Raw genomic sequence first — 17,322 nt, 5'->3', positions numbered from 1 at the left:
CCGCAAGGGCTGGTTTTCGATTGGGCTTACTAGCTGCCAACGTAGCCTTACCGCCAGGCAAAGGTGGGTTGTTCGTAATGACCGACCCTGATCTCCCGCCCGAGAAGTGCGACCTCGCGAAATTGAAGGAGCATGGCAGCGGTCGGGGCGGCAATCCAGGTGTCACCAACCGGCATGAAAAGCACCGGTTGGTGATCGCCGCCGACGGTTTCGAGCAGGGGTGCATCACGGCGTAACAATTCGGCGCAGGGAATGCGGTGGATCGAGGAGACCTCGCGGTCGTTCTTGACGAGCACGACCCCGGGCCCGCCCCAAACCACCACCGGCGTGATGATGAACCCGGATCTGGTTATAAAGTCATCAAGGCAGCCAAACACCCGGTCGGGCGTCAGTTCCAGGCCAACCTCCTCGTTCAGTTCACGGAGGGCGGCCTGTTCCGGGCTTTCACCGGCATCCAGGCGACCGCCCGGCAAGGCCCACTGCCCCGGATGATTCTTCATGGTTTTTGCCCTTCTCGTCAAAATTAGGGCAGCGCTATCAAGTGGCACCGGAGCAAGGCCGTCCAAATCGCCCTCGCCGCAATAGTCAACGACGCAGAGCGCCACCGCCGCTTGCCGCAATTTGGCCGGCGGCAGGGCAAGCCGCTGATGACCTGCGATTTTTCCGGCGATATCCTGCCGTAGTTTTTCGGTGCAGAGAAGATCGATGACGGCCACCTCTTACCCTTTGCTGGAAACGGGAAAAGGGCTCGGGACCTTCGCCTCTTCTGAGCCGTGGGTGTAGCCAACCACGGTAAAATCCCTGGAAACCTGCTCAATAAACCGGTGGTAATTGGGGTCCTTGCCGCGCAGACAGGTCGACAGATGGATAACCTCGACCCCGGACTTCTTCAGTTTCGCAAGTTTATGGTCAAGGTCACCGCCGGTATGAAAGAATGCTACCAATTCAACGTGTTGCCCACGATACCTGGCAAAGCTTTCAGTTTTTTCAAAAAAGCTGCGCAGACAACCTTTACCGGTACAACGCTTGGTGGTTTCTTCCCGTACCAGGATGGCGATTTTTAATGGCAAAGCCCCTTCCCTCCAATTCTCATTGAATTGACTGATACAAATTGTCCGACTTGACGGTTATAGTAATGATCCTTGGTGAATATGCAAATATCGACCGCCGCTCTCGACAATGTTTACTCAATCCGCCCAAATCCCTATAGACTCCGGCAAACAATAAAACTGTGCTACTGTTTGGGCAATGCGTAGCATCACCACTCGGAGATACTTATGAATCAAAACCACTTCTATCTTGTTGAAAAGCAGGGTCCCATCGCCTGGGTATACCTCAATCGTCCGGAAAAGAAAAACGCCATGGGCCCGGCGGCCTGGACGGAGCCGCTGGCTATCTTTGCCGGCCTCGATGAAGACCCGGAGATTCGGGTAGTCATTGTCGCCGGCAAGGGATCCTGCTTCTCGGCAGGAATTGATCTCCAGGGAATGGTTCCCCAACTTCCTGAACTCATGGATAAAAACCAATCAGGTGCCACCAAATGGCGCTTTCTCCCGAAGATCAGGCAGCTCCAGAACGGCATCTCGGCCATTGAAAAATGCCGAAAACCGGTCATTGCCGCCATTCACGGCCATTGCGTCGGGGCCGGACTCGACATGGCCACCGCCTGCGACATCCGTATCTGTTCAGCGGACGCCCAGTTCTCCTTGAAAGAGGCGGCGGTCGGTTTTGTCGCCGATGTCGGCGTTCTCCAACGCATCCCTTTGATCGTCGGCCAGGGTTATGCCCGGGAACTGGCCTATACCGCAAGAACTATCGATGCCGCCAAGGCCAAAGAGATCCTTCTGGTAAACGAGGTCTGCCCCGACCAACAGGCCCTCATGGAAAGAGCCCTGACACTGGCCACCGAGATCGCCGGCAACTCGCCGCTGGCCGTCCAGGCATCGAAGGACGTCCTCAATTATTGCGTAGGGAAATCGATCGATGACGGCCTGAAATATGTGGCCTCGATCAGCGCTAATATCATCCCCTCCAGGGACTTACAGGAGGCGGTGACCGCCTTCGCCGAAAAACGCAAACCACAATTTACCGGAACCTGATTGCCATGTCTGAAGACCTTAATCAGTACCTGCTGCCCACCTTCTTCCTCGATTTCGACAGCCCCGAGGTGGCGGCTTTTGCAAACGGCGTCTGCCGCGAGGAAAAAATGCCGATGAACCGGGCACTTGCCCTGTACTACGCGGTGCGCGACCAAATCAAGTACGATCCCTACGATCTGCGCTACTCTCCTGAGGCGATGAAGGCCAGCTCGGTCCTCAAAAAACAATCCGGCTATTGCGTTGCTAAGGCGGTTCTGCTGGCTGCGGTCGGCAGGCAACAGGGCATCCCCTGCCGCCTGGGCTTCGCCGATGTCACCAATCACCTGTCAACCGCCAAACTGCGGGCGATGATGGGCACCGACCTCTTTGTCTACCACGGCTATACGGAGATGTACCTGCAGGAAAAATGGGTCAAGGCGACCCCCGCCTTCAACCTGGCGCTATGCACCAAGTTTGGCGTGGTCCCTCTTGAGTTTGACGGCATCCATGACTCGATCTTTCATCCCTACGACACCCATGGCCAAAGACACATGGAATATGTAAAGGATCACGGTCACTTCGCCGACCTGCCCTTTGCCAGAATCTTCGAGGCCTACGGCAAAACCTACCCGAGATTCTTTGAGAACTTCGGCGGGCAACTAAGCGATTTTGCGGCAGACGCGGCAGCTGAACTGGGACAGAAGTAGACCGCCGCTAAAGACCCGCCCGGGCCGCGCTACACCACACCTCCGGCGACCATGGCGGCTATCTGGTCGTCCGTGTACCCGGCCTCGGCCAGAATCTCCCTGGTTGCCGCCCCGAAGGCAGTGGGCATCGTCCTGATGCTGCCCGGTGTCCTGCTCAGCTTCACCGGGATCCCAAAGCCGTGGCGCTCTGCCCCGTTGGCGTCGGTGTAGCTGTAAACCATCTCCCGCTCTTGAAACAGCTCGTTGGTCAGGACCTCATCCATGGTTCTGACCACCGTGCAGCAGATGTCAAGACCTGCCAGCTCCGCTTCCCAGGCGGCAAGGGTCTTGCCGAGAAAGGTTTGGCGAAGAAAGTCGATGATCTCTTGCCGCCGTGTCTCGTCATACTGCAGGGCAATATATTCCGGACACTGCAGGTGATCACAAAGTCCGCGCCAGAACTTGTTTTCGACGGCGCCGAGGGCGAGATACCGGCCGTCGGCGGTTTCATAGGTGTTGTAGCAGGCGTAGCGATGGGAAAGCAGGGCATCACCTTGTTGCGGAGGCTGTCCGTTTTGCCGGGCAAAATAATACGGCAGGGAAAGAAAGCCGACCATACCGTCGGTCATTGAGATATCGATATACTGGCCTTCGCCGGTTCTTTCCCTGGCAAGCAGGGCCAAGAGGATGCCAATGACCGCATTCAGTCCACCGCCGGCAATGTCGGCGACCTGCACGCCGGGGATGGCCGGCGGCCGGTGCTTCTCGCCAATAAGGCTGAGCACCCCCGAGGCGCTCAAATAATTGACATCGTGGCCGGCCCGGAGACGTGCGGGACCGGTCTGACCGAAACCACTAATCGAGCAGTAGATGATCCGGGGATTTTTCTGCCGTACCGTCTGGTAATCCACCCCCAGCCGCTCCACAACCCCGGGGCGAAAACCCTCAAGGATGACATCGGCCTTCTCCACCAGCCGGAAGAATACCTCCATGCCTTGCGGGCTTTTCAGATTCAACGACAGGTGGCGTTTATTGCGGTTCAAATCGCTGAAAAACAGGCCGTCGCTCTGAAACTTTTTATCCTCGATGGCAATGACCTGGGCACCGTGATCGCCAAGAATCATCGAACAATAGGGGCCGGGGAGCATCCGCGACAAATCGAGCACCCGAATTCCTGTCAAAACACCTTGCTGTGGCATAATTTTCTTTCCCCCTATGGATTCATGAAAGGCCGTCCCACCCGTAAAATACCTCAGAATTCTATGCCTTTCTGGGCTTTAATGCCTTTTTCGTAGGCGTGTTTGATGCATTGGATGTTCGAAACGGTATCGGCAACTTCCACCAACTGCGGATCGGCATTTCTACCGGTCAGGATGACCGACAGACGCTTTGGTTTTTGCCGCAGCAAACCAACGATATGCTCAACAGCCAGGAAATCGTAGTGCGGCAGATAGGTAATCTCATCGAGAATCACCAGATCATAGAGGTCGCTGAGAATCTTTTCCTCGGCAAGGGCAAAGCCATCTCGGGCGACATCGCGATCCTCTTCGATATTTTCCTTATTAAAAACAAAGCCCTTGCCACAGATAAACCAATCGAGGTTGTCGGTCTTGCCGGCCATCAGCCGCTCGCCATATTTCCCCTGACCCTTTAAAAACTGAATGACGCATACCTTTTGCCCGTGGCCAAGTGCCCGAAATGCCGCGCCGAGAGCAGCGGTAGTCTTCCCCTTACCGTTGCCGGTGATTACAATTATCCTGCCGTCTTCGTTCATAGCCTCTCCCTTCCTGGCGATTTTCCCGCTTTTTGCTCGAAAGCAGATCCTGCTGCAACACTACCACAGTATGTTGCCAAAACAACCTCAGATTGCCTTCCTTGTCGAATTTTCCGGTAAATAATCCGGTTGTTATCTCTTTCAAACCGAGGTATTGATAGAGCGCGAAACCAACCAATTGCCATCCCCGGCGAACGGTACTTTTTCATAACCTTCCGTAAGGCGTACAACGGACACAAGAGAATGACTTTTCAAGTTGCCATCAACGGTTACGGGCGAATCGGCCAGAGCGTGCTGCGTGCCATCTATTCAAGCCCGTTCAGGTCGAAGATGCGGATCGTCGCCATCAACGATCTGGCCGACATTGAAACCCTCACCTACCTGACCCGCTACGATACCACCCATGGCCGCTTTCCGTATCCCCTCCGCTTTGACAAGGATTTCCTGTATATAGGCGAAGACCCGATACGCATCATCAACCAGGCGGACCCGGGCAAGCTGCCCTGGCGTGAGCTTGGCATCGATCTGCTCTTTGAATGCTCCGGCTCCTTTTTCGATCTGGCCCCCGCTGAATCGCACCTGGCACAGGGGGCCAGACGGCTGCTCCTGTCACACCCCTCCCTGCCACAGGTGGATGCAACCATCATCTATGGCTATAACCAGGAACTGCTGCGCAGCAACCACCGCATCGTCTCCAACGCCTCGTGCACTACCAACTGCATCGTGCCGATTCTTGATATCCTGCACCGGGAGTTCGGTATCGAGAGCGGCGTCACCACCACCATCCATTCGGCGATGAACGACCAACCAGTGATCGATACCTACCATCACACCAATCTCCGCCTGACCCGCAGCGCCCTGCACTCGATCATCCCGGTCGACACTGGCCTGGCCAAAGGCATCAGCCGGCTCATGCCGCATCTGGCAAATCGTTTCGAATGCCTGCATGTGCGGGTGCCGACCATCAATGTCTCGCTGATGGACCTGGCCATCAACGTCGAAAAGAACACAACCGTAACCGAGATCAACGCCATCATGGCCAGGGAATCACAGAGCAGGCTCAAGGGGCTGCTCGGGTATACCGAAGAACCGCACGCCTCCGTCGACTTCAACACCGATCCCCGTTCGGCGGTCGTTGATGGCACCCAGACCAGGGTCAGCGGCGGACGACTAATCAAGATGCTCTGCTGGTTTGATAACGAATGGGCCTTTGCAAGCCGCATGCTGGACGTGGCCAACCACTGGCTTTCACTGCCGTCCGAAACCTAGCGGCGGCAACGGCATTGCCCCCGGCCGGCACCATATTCCGACAAGCGGAGCAGGCATCAGATTTCATCAACAATACATAGCACAAGAGAGGCGCCGATGATCATCTACCAACGAGACAAGAACATGCCCTGGAACCTCGATCGTATCCGCTTTCTGTATCCCCCCGACGATTTTACCGGAAGCTTCGCCAACGCCAAGATGCAAGAACGGCACAAGGCCCTTCAGGACCAAAAGATCAAGGTGATACTCGACCATCTGGAAGGTCACAGCAAGCCCCTGGAGGCAATGCAAGGACTCCATCCCCTCGACCACCTGCAGTTTCTCCATAACAACCTGGAGAAATTCCGCCAGGCCGGCGATCTGGAAAAGACGGTTTTGCTATTATATTTGAAGAAAAACACCCCCTTTGCCGCGGTCGGCGATTATGCCGAATGGAAATCCCTGCTGCTGCAGTGCGACCCAGCCCGTTTGTACGCCGAGGGCAAACCTTTCCCGTTTCAAAGCACTACCGCCTACCGCGGTTCGATGACCGGAAACCCCCTCGGCCTCAGCTGGTCGGTTAGTCGTGAGGATGTAGACTGGTTTCTTGAGCGCTGGCAAGACAAGAGCCTCGGCGGAGGCACCATCTTTGCCATGGAAATAACCAAGGAAGATATCCTGCTTTACAAAGAGGACGAGAAGCGGCAGGAGGTTCTCCTCCGCCCGGACGTGGCCGAGAACCGAATGGCGAGGGTAATCGACCGTCTGTAATCAGGGACAGCCGGCACCTAAAAAACACAGCCGGGCAAAGGCCTCCCCCACCCGGCATCTTGCCACAGTCAAACTACCGCCTATTCGACGGTAACACTCTTGGCCAGGTTGCGCGGTTGATCGACATCGCAGCCGCGTTTGGTGGCGATCTCGTAGGCCAGCAGCTGGGCCGGAATGGTGTAGAGGATGGGATTCATCGCCGAATGCACCTCGGGGAGATAGATAACGTCATCGGTGATCGTTCGCAGATGGCTGTCCCCTTCGGTACCGATAAGGATGATCCGCCCCTGCCGAGCCTTGATCTCCTCGACGTTGGAAATCGATTTCTGATAGACCTCATCCTGCGGTACCAGGGCTAGCACCGGCATGTCCTTGTCGATCAGGGCAATCGGGCCGTGCTTCAGTTCCCCCGAGGCGTAGCCTTCGGCGTGGATATAAGAGATCTCCTTGAGCTTGAGGGCTCCCTCCAGGGCGATCGGGAAATTGAGGCCACGTCCGACAAAGAGAAAATCCCGGCTATCGTAATATCTTTCAATAAGCTGCTCAATTTCCTTTTGGATACGCGGCAGCTCGCGGTCAATGACACCGGCGATACCGATCAATTCCCGGCCGAGTTCAAGCACCAGATGCTTGTCAAGGGTCCCTTTTTTCTGGGCGAGATAGAGGGTAAAGAGAAAGAGGGCCGCCAGCTGGGAGACGAAGGCCTTGGTGGAGGCAACGCCGATCTCCGGGCCGGCATGGGTGTACACCGTGCCATGGGCCTCGCGGGTCATGGTCGAGCCGACCACATTGCAGATGGTGATGATCTTTGAGCCCATCGCCTTGGCGATGCGAATCCCGGCCAGGGTGTCGGCGGTCTCCCCGGATTGTGAGATGGAGATGGTCAGTACCCGCTCGTTGATGAGGAGGTGCCGATACCGGAATTCCGAGGCGATATCGACCTCCACCGGGATGTGTGCGTATGCCTCTATCCAGTATTTGGCGACAAGGGCGGCATGCCAGGAGGTGCCGCAGGCCACGAGAAAAATCCGGTCAATGCCGGCCAGATCAGCCTTGCTGAGACCTATCTCCGGCAGCACCACCTCGCCGGTTTCCGGATTGATGCGGCCGCTCACCGTATTGGTAATCGCCTGCGGCTCCTCGAAGATCTCCTTCAGCATGAAATGTTTAAAACCGGCCTTTTCAGCCATCGCCGCGTTCCAGTTGATGGTCTTTACCTCTTTTTCCACGGGCAGGCCGGTGGCAAGCGAAAAGATCTGATGGCCGTCGGCGCGCAGGATGGCCAGCTCCATATCGTCCATGAAGATAACCTCCTTGGTATAGGGCAGGAGGGCCGGGATGTCCGAGGCAAGAAAGGTCCCCTGGTCCTTGCTGACCCCGAGTACCAGCGGGCTCTGATTGCGCACCGCCACCAGGGCATCGGGCATGCCCGTCCACAGAACGCCGATGGCGTAAGAGCCCTCGACCCTGCCGATGGCCTTTTTCACCGCAGCCACCAGATCGTCCTGCAAATAGTCCTCGATCAGGTGGGCAATGACCTCGGTGTCGGTCTGGGAGGTAAAGATATGGCCCTTTTCCCGTAATTCCTCGCGCAGGGAATGGTAGTTTTCAATAATGCCGTTATGGATGACCACCAAATTGCCGGTGCAATCGCTATGGGGATGGGCATTGGCGGTCGTCGGCGCGCCGTGGGTGGCCCAGCGGGTATGGCCAAGGCCGATATGGGCCGGGGCAATGATCGCATCGTCGATTATCGCCTCAAGCTGCGACAGTTTCCCTTCCGACCGGTGTTTGATCAGTTTGCCATCCTGCAGATAGACAATGCCGGCCGAGTCGTAGCCGCGATATTCCAGTCGCCGCAGGCCTTCAAGAATGACCGGAACAACCCGCCGTGACCCAACATAACCAACGATACCACACATACCGCACCCCTTATGAGTAAGTTCTATTCAGTACTTCGACACTATTCGACCGATATGCAACCACGCCGGCCGCAAGCAGCGCAATGCAGCCCATAAGGCCGGAAGCAAGAATCGTTCCGAAGGCCAGGATATGGCACCTTCGCAACGATCGCACACCCTAACACCGCATTTCCAGGCTTTGCCAGTTTTTTCTTCCATGCTCGTTAAAAAAAAGGTAGTATCGCCTGCAATTCGGCTATAAAGCTGAGTTGAGTAGCTTTTCTGCTCGTACGAAACGTATGCCCTTGTGGTACAACAGGCATTGCAACTGACTTTTCCTCCCATCTTACCGCATATTCCCATGGACGAAAGACAACGACTTAAGGAAATTCTTCTCGAAAAATCATACCGTCAGGGCACCTTTACCCTCACCTCCGGGAAGACCTCCGACTTCTATATCGACGGCAAGCAAACCGCATTGAGTGCCGAAGGGGCCTTTCTCTGTGGCAAATTGCTGTTTGAACTGTTGCAAAAATCACCCACCCCCATTCATGCAGTCGGCGGCATGACCCTCGGCGCCGATCCACTGGTAACGGCGGTGTCCATCGCCAGCTATCTGGCCGGCAAACCGATCCCAGCCTTCATAGTCCGTAAAGAGGCCAAAGGCCACGGCACCGCTAACTATATCGAAGGTCTGAAAAACATGCCCCCCGGCTGCACCGTCGCCCTGCTCGAAGATGTAGTGACCACCGGCGGCACCCTGATCAAGGTCATTGAAAGGGTGGAGGCGGCGGGATTTAAGGTCGGCCTCATCGCCACGATCATCGAGCGGCAGGAAGGTGGCACCGAGGCCCTTGCCAAGGCCGGTTATACCCTGCAGGCACTCTTCACCCGCGAGCAACTTCTCCAGTAGATGTCTATGAAGTGTAAAAAATGCTCGGGCAAGCTCGAAGTCCATCGCCAGTGCCGGCGGGTGCGGATGCGCTGTACCGTCTGTGGCCAGGAATATCAAATTCATGAAGTGGCCAGCGAGCTTGACCGGGAGACTGAAGAGATCCTCGAACGATACACCACCATCATTTACGACTGATGCCCCGGAAGGCTTCGCCCGACCTGGGTATATTTCCAAGACATTTCCATACCTTACCCAATCTTGCCCGAAAATATCGCTCTCCTTGTTTACATACGATTTGAGCGGCACCCAGTCTCATCTGCCATGACTTTGGTAATACATACCTGAAACCAAGGCCTCGCGTATTTTTTCCCGAAGAATCGGCTCCACTAAAAAACGGTCAGGTATTTGCTTTCGATTTTGATCACGTGTATACTCACAAACATGATAGAACAAGCACCCGCCCATAAGTCATTTGTCAAATCAAACGACGAGGCCACGATAATCTGCCCGAGCTGCAAAAGCGCCAAGATTATCGCTGTCCGGGAATTCCGGCATCGTCTGCATATGCTGAAAGTGAAATGCCGATGCGGCTACGCCTTCAAAGTGCAGCTGGAATTCCGTCGTCATTACCGGAAGCCGACCAACAAACTCCCTGCCACCTATGACCTCATTAAACCGGCCACGGGCGGCGGCATAGCGAAGGTTGTCAACCTCAGCCTGAGTGGCGCCTGCTTTGAGGTGCGCGGTATTCATGACCTGAAAATAGGCCAGAAGGGAATGCTGGTCTTCACCCTGGACAACCGCAAGGAGACGGTCCTTAAGAAGAGCATCATCATCAGGACCGTCGCCAACAACCGCATTGGTTGTGAATTTCTGGAAGATCAAGCCTTTGAAAAGGATTTAGGCTTCTACCTGCGGCCCTGATTGGGCGTCCAAGACCTTACCGATTATCTGCTCCGCCTGGTACAAAAAGCCCCGTAGTGTTTCGGCGTGTATGGCGCTGATGGCAAATCCCTCATTCGCTGAATGTAACAGCACCTGCTGCCGCTCCTCCAGGGAAAGAAGGTCTATCTTATTAAAGAGCGTCATCCTCGGCAGAGAACCAAGCTCCAGTTCATTCAACAACTTTTCCACCACCGCCATCTTATCGCGGTAGGACGGGCTTGACACATCGACTACGTGGACAAGAAGGTCCGCCTCCTTGAGTTCTTCCAGGGTGGCCATAAAGGCCTGGAGGAGGTCGGCGGGCAGGTTGTCGATAAAGCCGACGGTATCGGTGATAATAACCTCCAGTTCCGTTGGAAAGCGCAGCCTTCGGCTGGTCGGATCGAGGGTGGCAAAGAGCTTGTCCTCGGCGATGATATCGCTGTTGGTGAGGGTGTTGAGCAGGGTCGATTTTCCGGCATTGGTATACCCAACCAGGGAAAGGACCGGCAGCTCCTTCTTGCGCCGCTTGGCCCGGCGGCGATAGCGTTCCATGCTCACCTGCTGCAGCTCCTTGGCAAGGCGGGTCAGCCGGTCATTAATTCGCCGCCGGTCGATTTCGAGCTTGGTCTCACCCGGTCCCCGTGCTCCTATCCCGCCGGTCAGCCGCGACAGGGCATCGTCGCGCGACGACAGCCTGGGGAGCATGTATTTCAGCTGGGCCATCTCCACCTGCAGCTTGCCCTCCCGGCTCATCGCCCTGTTGGCAAAGATATCGAGGATGAGCTGGGTGCGGTCAATGACCCGCAAATCGGTGAAATCGGTGATCGATCTGATCTGCGAAGGGTTGAGCTCCTGGTTAAATATCAAGAGGTTGGCATCAAGCTGCAGGGCGCGGATCATGATGTCGGCAAGCTTTCCCTTGCCGAGAATGAGGCGGGGATTGATCTGGCTGCGCCGCTGCAATACCGTTTCCAGCACCAGGACATTATCCGACCGGGCAAGTTCGGACAGTTCGGCAAGCGAGTCCTCAGCCCGGCCCTTCGGGTCGGTTGTGACGCTAATGAGGATAGCCCGGTCGATCTTCTGATCGACGGCCTTGCCTTTATGACCGGCGCTCAGTTCCCCTTCAACGGTAGCAATCAACTCATCGATGGAATCACTTTGGTTTGCCGGATGAACTGGCGCAAGAAAGGCCCAGTTTTTGCCGTCCTTGCCGCCGGGGACAAGGTGCGTTGAGTACATTCTCTCTGGCAGGCCATCAGCCGCCACCTTGATCACCGACAGCAAATCAAGGCGCAAAAAGAGCAAGTCCATCAGGTCTTCGTCGCTGATATCCTCACCCGACAAATGGGTGTGAATGAGGCGCAGGCCGCGCAGCCTGCCGCCGGAGGCACGCACATTGCCAAGGGGAGGAATAACGATTTGGGAATGGCTGCCGACAATGATGTTTTCAACCTTACCGGAACGGTGCACCAGCATGCCTATCTGCCGGTTCAACTCAAACGACACCTGGCAGAGCGCCTTGGCCATCTCCGGGTTGATGATCAAATCCCGCCCTACCCGCTTGGCGGCCAAGCGCTCCAGGGCCTTTAGCTGGTTGGTCTTGAGCCCTTCGGTATTTCCAATAACTATGCTTATGGCAGCACCTCGCTGATTGTTTTATTCCCGGAAATTCTGGACATTCGGGTAGCGGCGGCCATAGCCGAAGGCCTTGGTGGTCACCTTCAGGCCCATTGGCGCCTGTTTGCGCTTATATTCATTGATGCGTACCCGGCGCAAAATGTCGCTGACCATTTTGTCGGCAAAACCGAGGGCGACGATCTCTGCCCGGCCCTTGCCTTGTTCGAGATGCAATTCGAGGATCTGATCAAGGACCTCATAGGGCGGCAGATCGTCCTGGTCCTTCTGGTCCGGCTTCAGTTCGGCGGTCGGCGCCTTGGTAATGGTCCTCTCCGGGATGATCTCGCGGTTTCTGTTGACGTAGGCCGCCAGCTCATAGACCAGCTGTTTGGGAACATCGGAAATCACCGCCAGACCACCGCTCATATCGCCGTAGAGGGTGCAATAGCCGACGGCCATTTCACTCTTGTTGCCGGTGGTGAGGAGCAAATGACCAAATTTATTGGATAAGGCCATCAGCAGATTGCCCCTGATGCGCGCCTGAAGGTTCTGTTCGGTGATGTCCTCGCCAAGTCCTGCAAAGAGTCCGGCAAGGTTACTGCGAAAGGTGTCAAACAACTCGGCAATCGGCAAGACAGTAAAGCGACAGCCGAGGTTTGCGGCTAGCTGCTGGGCATCTTCCATGGAATCAGGCGAACTGTACGGAGAAGGCAGAGCCACTCCCAGGACCTTGTCCGGTCCCAGGGCATCGACGGCAATGGCTGCCGTCAGGGCGGAGTCAATACCGCCTGACAAGCCGAGAACCACCGAAGAAAAGCCACATTTGCGCACATAATCACCAAGCCCCATACACAGCCCCCGGTACACCGCCTCCTGCTCGGAGATCAGCGGCGCGCCATGCATCTCACCCTGCCAGCCGTCGCTGTCGACAAGAATCATGTCTTCGCAGAAACCATGGGCCTGGGCGACGGTCGTGCCGCTGCTGTCCATGACCAGGCTCCGTCCGTCGAAAAGCAGGGAATCTTGGCCGCCGATCTGGTTGCAGTAGAGAAAGGGCAGGCCGTGCGACCGGCAGATTTTCTCAAAAATCCCTTTGCGGATCTTTTCTTTATCGCGCTGAAAAGGCGAGGCCGAGATGTTGATAAGGGCATCGATTTTCAGCCCCTTTTGTTTCGCCCTGGCAACGATGTCGGCAACCGGTTGCACCTGGTATTGGTTGACCTCGTCGCTCCACACATCTTCACAAACAGTGACACCGAAAGTCAGGCCCTGCACCTGATACAGCCCGGAAGGTTGTCCCGGCTCGAAATACCTTGTTTCATCAAAGACGTCGTAGGAGGGCAGCAATTGCTTATGGGCCCGGTAGACGATTTTGCCCTGCCGGGCGACCAGGGCGGTGTTATACAGAGCCTTGCCCCGCTGGCCGTCCCGCTTTTCAAAACAGCCGAACATGACATCGATATCCTGGGGGAGCTCGCAAATAAGCCTTGCCACAGCACGGTCGTGTGCCAGAAGAAAAGACGGTCTTTCGAGAAGGTCCTGGGGCGGATAGCCGGAGATTGCCAGTTCCGGAAAAATCGCCAGACTGCAGCCCCGCGCCCTGGCCTTCCCGGCCCATTCGACTATCTTCGCGCAATTGTTCTCAAAATCACCGATAACCGGATTCAGCTGAATGAGGGCAATCTTCACCGTCTTCTCCCTTTATAGCACTGCGATGTTCTTCCGCACCCTGTACCCCGGAAACTACTTGACCTTCCGGCGTTGATAGCGTTGCACGGCATTGTTGTGTTCGGCAAGAGTTTCAGAAAAATGGTGGGTCCCGTCATTTTTTGACACAAAGTACAAGTCTCTGGTCGGCGTCGGGGCAAGCACCGCCAGCAGGGCCTCCTTGCCGGGGCTGCAAATCGGTCCGGCGGGCAGTCCGGCGACGACATAGGTATTATACGGAGTTGCCGTCTGCAGGTCGGCGCGGGTAATTGTTCCGGAGAAATGTTCCAGGCCGTAGACCACCGTCGGGTCGGATTGCAGGCGCATCCCCTGCTGCAAGCGGTTGAGAAACACTCCGGCGATGAGAGGCCGCTCGGCCGCGGCCCCGGTCTCTTTTTCGACCATAGAAGCCAGGACCACCGTTTTTTCCCGGTCAGGTTTTTCGCCGTGCTTGGCGGTGATCTCTTCCCAGACCTTGTTGAAACGGCCGACCATAAGGCTCATGATCTTTTCCGCCCCCCGGCCGTCTCTCGTCAGGATGTAGGTGTCGGGATACAGGTAGCCCTCCAGGCTGTCCACCCCGGCCAGGCCCTGTTTGGCGATAAACTCCTTATCGACCAGCAGGTTGGCGAAGCTGCGCGGATCAAACCAGCCGCCCTCGGCAAAGATTGCCGCGATCTCGCTTGCCCGCAGCCCCTCACGGATGGTGACGGAGTGTTGAATCGGCTTGGCCGCAGCCAGCATCTTTAATACTTCCAGGGGATTCTTGCCGGTATCGAGGCGAAATTCACCGGCCTTCAGCATACCGCCATAGCCGGAGACCTTCGCCAGGATGAAAAAGCGCAGATCCTCGTCAATGATCCGCTTTTCCGCGAGAATGGCGGCTATTCCCTGAATGGATGAACCACGGGGGATGGTGACCACGGCATTTTCCCAGCGGGCCTGCGGGCCGGGACGAAGGCCATACAGGGCGAGCCAGCCGGAAAGAAGCAGCACCGGTATAATACAACAGAGGATTGCCACGAGGACAATCCTCTTTAGAAGCGAAAATATTACAGGTTTCACTGGCAATTAGAATCAGACTCCAGTCGAACTCTGCTTCACAGCGGCCTTTTTGGCTTTTTTCTGAGAAGCGCCGGCAAAGGCTATCCGTACCACCTCGTCCATGTCCTTGACCGGGAAGAACTCCATCTTCTCGCGGATATCCTTGGGGATTTCTTCCAGATCCTTCTTGTTCTGATCGGGAATGATGACCTTGTTGATCCCGGCACGCAGGGCGGCCAGGGCCTTTTCCTTCAGACCGCCGATCGGCAGGACGCGGCCGCGGAGGGTGACCTCGCCAGTCATCGCCAGCTTGCCGATGACCGTCTTGCCGGTGATTGCCGAATACAAAGCGGTGGCCATGGTGATACCGGCGGACGGGCCGTCCTTCGGGGTGGCCCCGGCGGGCACATGGATGTGGATGTCGATCTTCTCGAAATGATCCTCGGCAAGCCCCAATTCCGCCGAACGGCTGCGGCAATAGGTGAGCGCCGCCTGGGCCGACTCCTTCATGACATCACCGAGCTGGCCAGTGAGGGTCAACTTGCCCTTGCCGGGCATGAGATTGACCTCGATCTGCAGGATCTCCCCGCCCACCTCGGTCCAGGCCAGGCCGGTGACCAGACCGGGCTGCTCAAGCCGCTCGATCTCCGATTCGGGGATGGTCTTCGGCGGCCCAAGATAGCGGTCGATATTGCGGCCGGTGATGACATAGGGCCCTTTACCGCCTTCAGCGATTTTGCGTGCCGTCTTCCGGCATACCTTGCCGATCTCCCGCTCAAGGTTTCTCAGGCCGGCCTCATAGGTATAGTGGGTGGTGATGTATTGCAGGATCTCATCATCCATCTTCAGCTGGCTGGCCTTGAGACCGTTTTGCTTGATCTGCCGGGGCAGCAGGTACTTCCTGGCGATAACCACCTTTTCTTCAAGGGTATACCCGGACAGACGAATAACCTCCATCCGGTCGAGCAGCGGACTGGGGATGGTGTCACTCATATTGGCGGTGGTAATGAACATGACCTTCGACAGATCGATGGGCAGGTTCATATAGTGATCGGAGAACTCGAAATTCTGTTCCGGATCAAGCACTTCCAGAAGTGCCGACGAAGGATCGCCGCGGTAGTCGGAACCAATCTTGTCGATCTCGTCCATCATAAAGACCGGGTTATTGGAGGCAACGGTTTTCAGGCCCTGGACAATCCGCCCGGGCATGGCACCGATATAAGTGCGCCGGTGACCGCGGATCTCCGCCTCGTCGCGCATGCCGCCAAGCGACAGCCGGTAGAATTTCCGCCCCATAGCCCGGGCGATACTCTGCCCAAGTGAGGTCTTGCCAACGCCCGGAGGGCCGACAAAGCAGAGGATCGGCCCCTTGGTGCCCGGATTGAGTTTGCGTACCGCCAGATATTCGAGGATCCGCTCCTTCACCTTATCGAGACCGTGGTGGTCGTCGTCGAGAACCTGCTTGGCCGCCACCAGATCGAGTATGTCGACCGTGCTCTTCTTCCAGGGCACGTCAATAATCCAGTCGATATAGGTGCGGATGATCGTCGCCTCGGAGGAGTCGGGGTGCATCATCTCCATCCGGCTGAGCTGTTTCAAGGCCTCCTTGCGGATGCTCTTCGGCATCTTCATCTTTTTCAGCTTGCGCTCCAGCTCGTCGATCTCCTGGGTGCGATCATCGACATCGCCGAGCTCTTTCTGCAGGGCGTGCAGCTGCTCGCGGAGGAAATATTCGCGCTGCGACTTGCTCATCTCCTCCTTCGCGTCATTCTGGATCTTCGCTTGGACCGTCGATACCTCCAGTTCCTTGGTGAGCAGGTCGCTGACCAGCTTGAGGCGCTTCTCCGGGTCGGTCTCTTCAAGAATGAGCTGCGACTCGGCAATCTTCAGCCGCAGGTTCGAACCAACCAGATCGGCCAGACGGCCGGGCTCCTCGATATTATTGATGATCATCATCAGGTCGGCGGAGAGAATGCCGCGCAGCGACATGATCTTCTCCGTCTGCTCGCGCACCGATCGCATCAGGGCCTCGGTGACAACGGTAATCTCCTTGACCTCGGTCTCTTCGATGACCTCGACCGACACCTGGTAGGACGGCTCGGTGCGGATAAAGCTCTTGATCCTGGCCTTGGACATCGCCTGCACGAGCACCTTCAGCCGTCCATCGGGCAGCTTCAAGGTTCGCATGACCATGCAAACCATCCCCACCTGATAGAGATCTTCCTTGTCGGGATTATCCTTGGTGGCGTCTTTCTGGGTGACGAGCATCAGCAGTTTATTGGCCCCCAGGGCCTCGTTGACGGCCTCGACCGAACCGGGACGGCCGACAAACAGCGGGATAATCATATAGTTGAAGACTACCACATCGCGAACCGCCATCATCGGCAGAACTTCCGGAATTTCCATATCTTCGTTATTGGAAAAATCGTCCATGCCAATGCTTAATGAATCATTAAATTCCACTCAAACCTCCTGCGTAACAAGGGCTTCGGGCTCTTACCCGCGCCGCATTCAAATCAGTTTCTTGAATCTGCTCGTATTGTACTGTAATTATCTCTCTATTCAAATAGATAGCAACCAAAACCACCCTTCTGCCGAGAAAAACCTCGGAAATACTAAACATCCGGACAACTTAAGTCAAGCCGGGTTTATACCACAGCCGCCCTTCCCC

General features: G+C 56.3%; 16 protein-coding genes. 7 read left to right on the top strand and 9 right to left on the bottom strand.

From position 1 onward, the window contains the following. Positions 1 to 47: 47 nt before the first annotated feature. The gene (locus tag OEL83_19040; protein MDK9709144.1) at positions 48 to 716 is read right to left on the bottom strand and encodes a CoA pyrophosphatase; all 669 of its coding nucleotides are present in this window, start codon (positions 714 to 716) and stop codon (positions 48 to 50) included. Positions 717 to 719: 3 nt separating this feature from the next. Continuing rightward, a complete protein-coding gene (locus tag OEL83_19035) occupies positions 720 to 1,070 on the bottom strand; it encodes a CGGC domain-containing protein (GenBank protein MDK9709143.1) in 351 nt (116 codons plus the stop codon). Between the two features lie 207 nt (positions 1,071 to 1,277). Between OEL83_19035 and OEL83_19030 the strand changes: the two genes are divergently transcribed. Both OEL83_19030 and OEL83_19025 read left to right on the top strand, forming a co-directional pair. After that, positions 1,278 to 2,099: a crotonase/enoyl-CoA hydratase family protein gene (locus tag OEL83_19030; protein MDK9709142.1), complete on the top strand. Its 822-nt coding sequence runs from the start codon at positions 1,278 to 1,280 to the stop codon at positions 2,097 to 2,099. Between the two features lie 5 nt (positions 2,100 to 2,104). Then, the gene (locus OEL83_19025) at positions 2,105 to 2,785 is read left to right on the top strand and encodes a transglutaminase family protein (protein ID MDK9709141.1); all 681 of its coding nucleotides are present in this window, start codon (positions 2,105 to 2,107) and stop codon (positions 2,783 to 2,785) included. Positions 2,786 to 2,814: 29 nt separating this feature from the next. On the opposite strand, the gene OEL83_19020 is transcribed toward OEL83_19025, so the two are convergent. After that, on the bottom strand, positions 2,815 to 3,963 hold the full coding sequence (locus OEL83_19020) for a CoA transferase (protein MDK9709140.1): 1,149 nt from the start codon (positions 3,961 to 3,963) through the stop codon (positions 2,815 to 2,817). A 53-nt stretch (positions 3,964 to 4,016) separates the two neighbouring features. Then, positions 4,017 to 4,559, bottom strand: a complete 543-nt coding sequence (gene cobO, locus OEL83_19015) for a cob(I)yrinic acid a,c-diamide adenosyltransferase (protein ID MDK9709139.1) — start codon at positions 4,557 to 4,559, stop codon at positions 4,017 to 4,019. 222 nt (positions 4,560 to 4,781) lie between these two features. On the opposite strand from cobO, the gene OEL83_19010 reads away from it, so the two are divergent. Together OEL83_19010 and OEL83_19005 are read left to right on the top strand one after the other, a co-directional pair. Further along, positions 4,782 to 5,807, top strand: a complete 1,026-nt coding sequence (locus OEL83_19010) for an erythrose-4-phosphate dehydrogenase (GenBank protein ID MDK9709138.1) — start codon at positions 4,782 to 4,784, stop codon at positions 5,805 to 5,807. A gap of 96 nt (positions 5,808 to 5,903) precedes the next feature. Next, complete coding sequence (locus OEL83_19005) at positions 5,904 to 6,557, top strand: hypothetical protein (GenBank protein MDK9709137.1); 654 nt, start codon at positions 5,904 to 5,906, stop codon at positions 6,555 to 6,557. Positions 6,558 to 6,637: 80 nt separating this feature from the next. Here OEL83_19005 and glmS read toward each other — a convergent pair whose 3' ends face one another. Further along, the gene (glmS, locus tag OEL83_19000) at positions 6,638 to 8,479 is read right to left on the bottom strand and encodes a glutamine--fructose-6-phosphate transaminase (isomerizing) (protein ID MDK9709136.1); all 1,842 of its coding nucleotides are present in this window, start codon (positions 8,477 to 8,479) and stop codon (positions 6,638 to 6,640) included. A gap of 340 nt (positions 8,480 to 8,819) precedes the next feature. Here glmS and pyrE point away from each other — a divergent pair, with 340 nt between their 5' ends. The 3 genes from pyrE (at position 8,820) to OEL83_18985 (ending at position 10,277) form a co-directional block, all read left to right on the top strand. After that, positions 8,820 to 9,371 (top strand): orotate phosphoribosyltransferase, encoded by a 552-nt coding sequence (gene pyrE / locus OEL83_18995; protein MDK9709135.1) that lies wholly within the window; start codon positions 8,820 to 8,822, stop codon positions 9,369 to 9,371. Positions 9,372 to 9,377: 6 nt separating this feature from the next. Further along, positions 9,378 to 9,548, top strand: a complete 171-nt coding sequence (locus OEL83_18990; GenBank protein MDK9709134.1) for a hypothetical protein — start codon at positions 9,378 to 9,380, stop codon at positions 9,546 to 9,548. Positions 9,549 to 9,794: 246 nt separating this feature from the next. Next, entirely contained in the window at positions 9,795 to 10,277 is a 483-nt protein-coding gene (locus tag OEL83_18985; protein MDK9709133.1) for a PilZ domain-containing protein, read from the top strand. On the opposite strand, the gene hflX is transcribed toward OEL83_18985, so the two are convergent. The 4 genes from hflX to lon all read right to left on the bottom strand — a co-directional run bounded on the left by hflX (position 10,254) and on the right by lon (position 17,084). Then, a complete protein-coding gene (hflX, locus tag OEL83_18980; GenBank protein ID MDK9709132.1) occupies positions 10,254 to 11,855 on the bottom strand; it encodes a GTPase HflX in 1,602 nt (533 codons plus the stop codon). The two genes, OEL83_18985 and hflX, sit on opposite strands and share 24 nt — an antisense overlap. 84 nt (positions 11,856 to 11,939) lie before the next feature. Next, positions 11,940 to 13,589, bottom strand: coding sequence for an NAD+ synthase (locus tag OEL83_18975; GenBank protein ID MDK9709131.1), 1,650 nt, complete (start codon positions 13,587 to 13,589; stop codon positions 11,940 to 11,942). Between the two features lie 54 nt (positions 13,590 to 13,643). Beyond that, positions 13,644 to 14,630, bottom strand: coding sequence for an endolytic transglycosylase MltG (gene mltG, locus OEL83_18970; GenBank protein MDK9709130.1), 987 nt, complete (start codon positions 14,628 to 14,630; stop codon positions 13,644 to 13,646). A gap of 54 nt (positions 14,631 to 14,684) precedes the next feature. After that, the gene (lon, locus tag OEL83_18965) at positions 14,685 to 17,084 is read right to left on the bottom strand and encodes an endopeptidase La (GenBank protein ID MDK9709129.1); all 2,400 of its coding nucleotides are present in this window, start codon (positions 17,082 to 17,084) and stop codon (positions 14,685 to 14,687) included. Positions 17,085 to 17,322: the final 238 nt, after the last annotated feature.

Source organism: Desulforhopalus sp. (assembly GCA_030247675.1).
Classification (GTDB): Bacteria; Desulfobacterota; Desulfobulbia; order Desulfobulbales; family Desulfocapsaceae; genus Desulforhopalus_A.
This window is presented reverse-complemented; position numbering and strand designations above follow the sequence as displayed.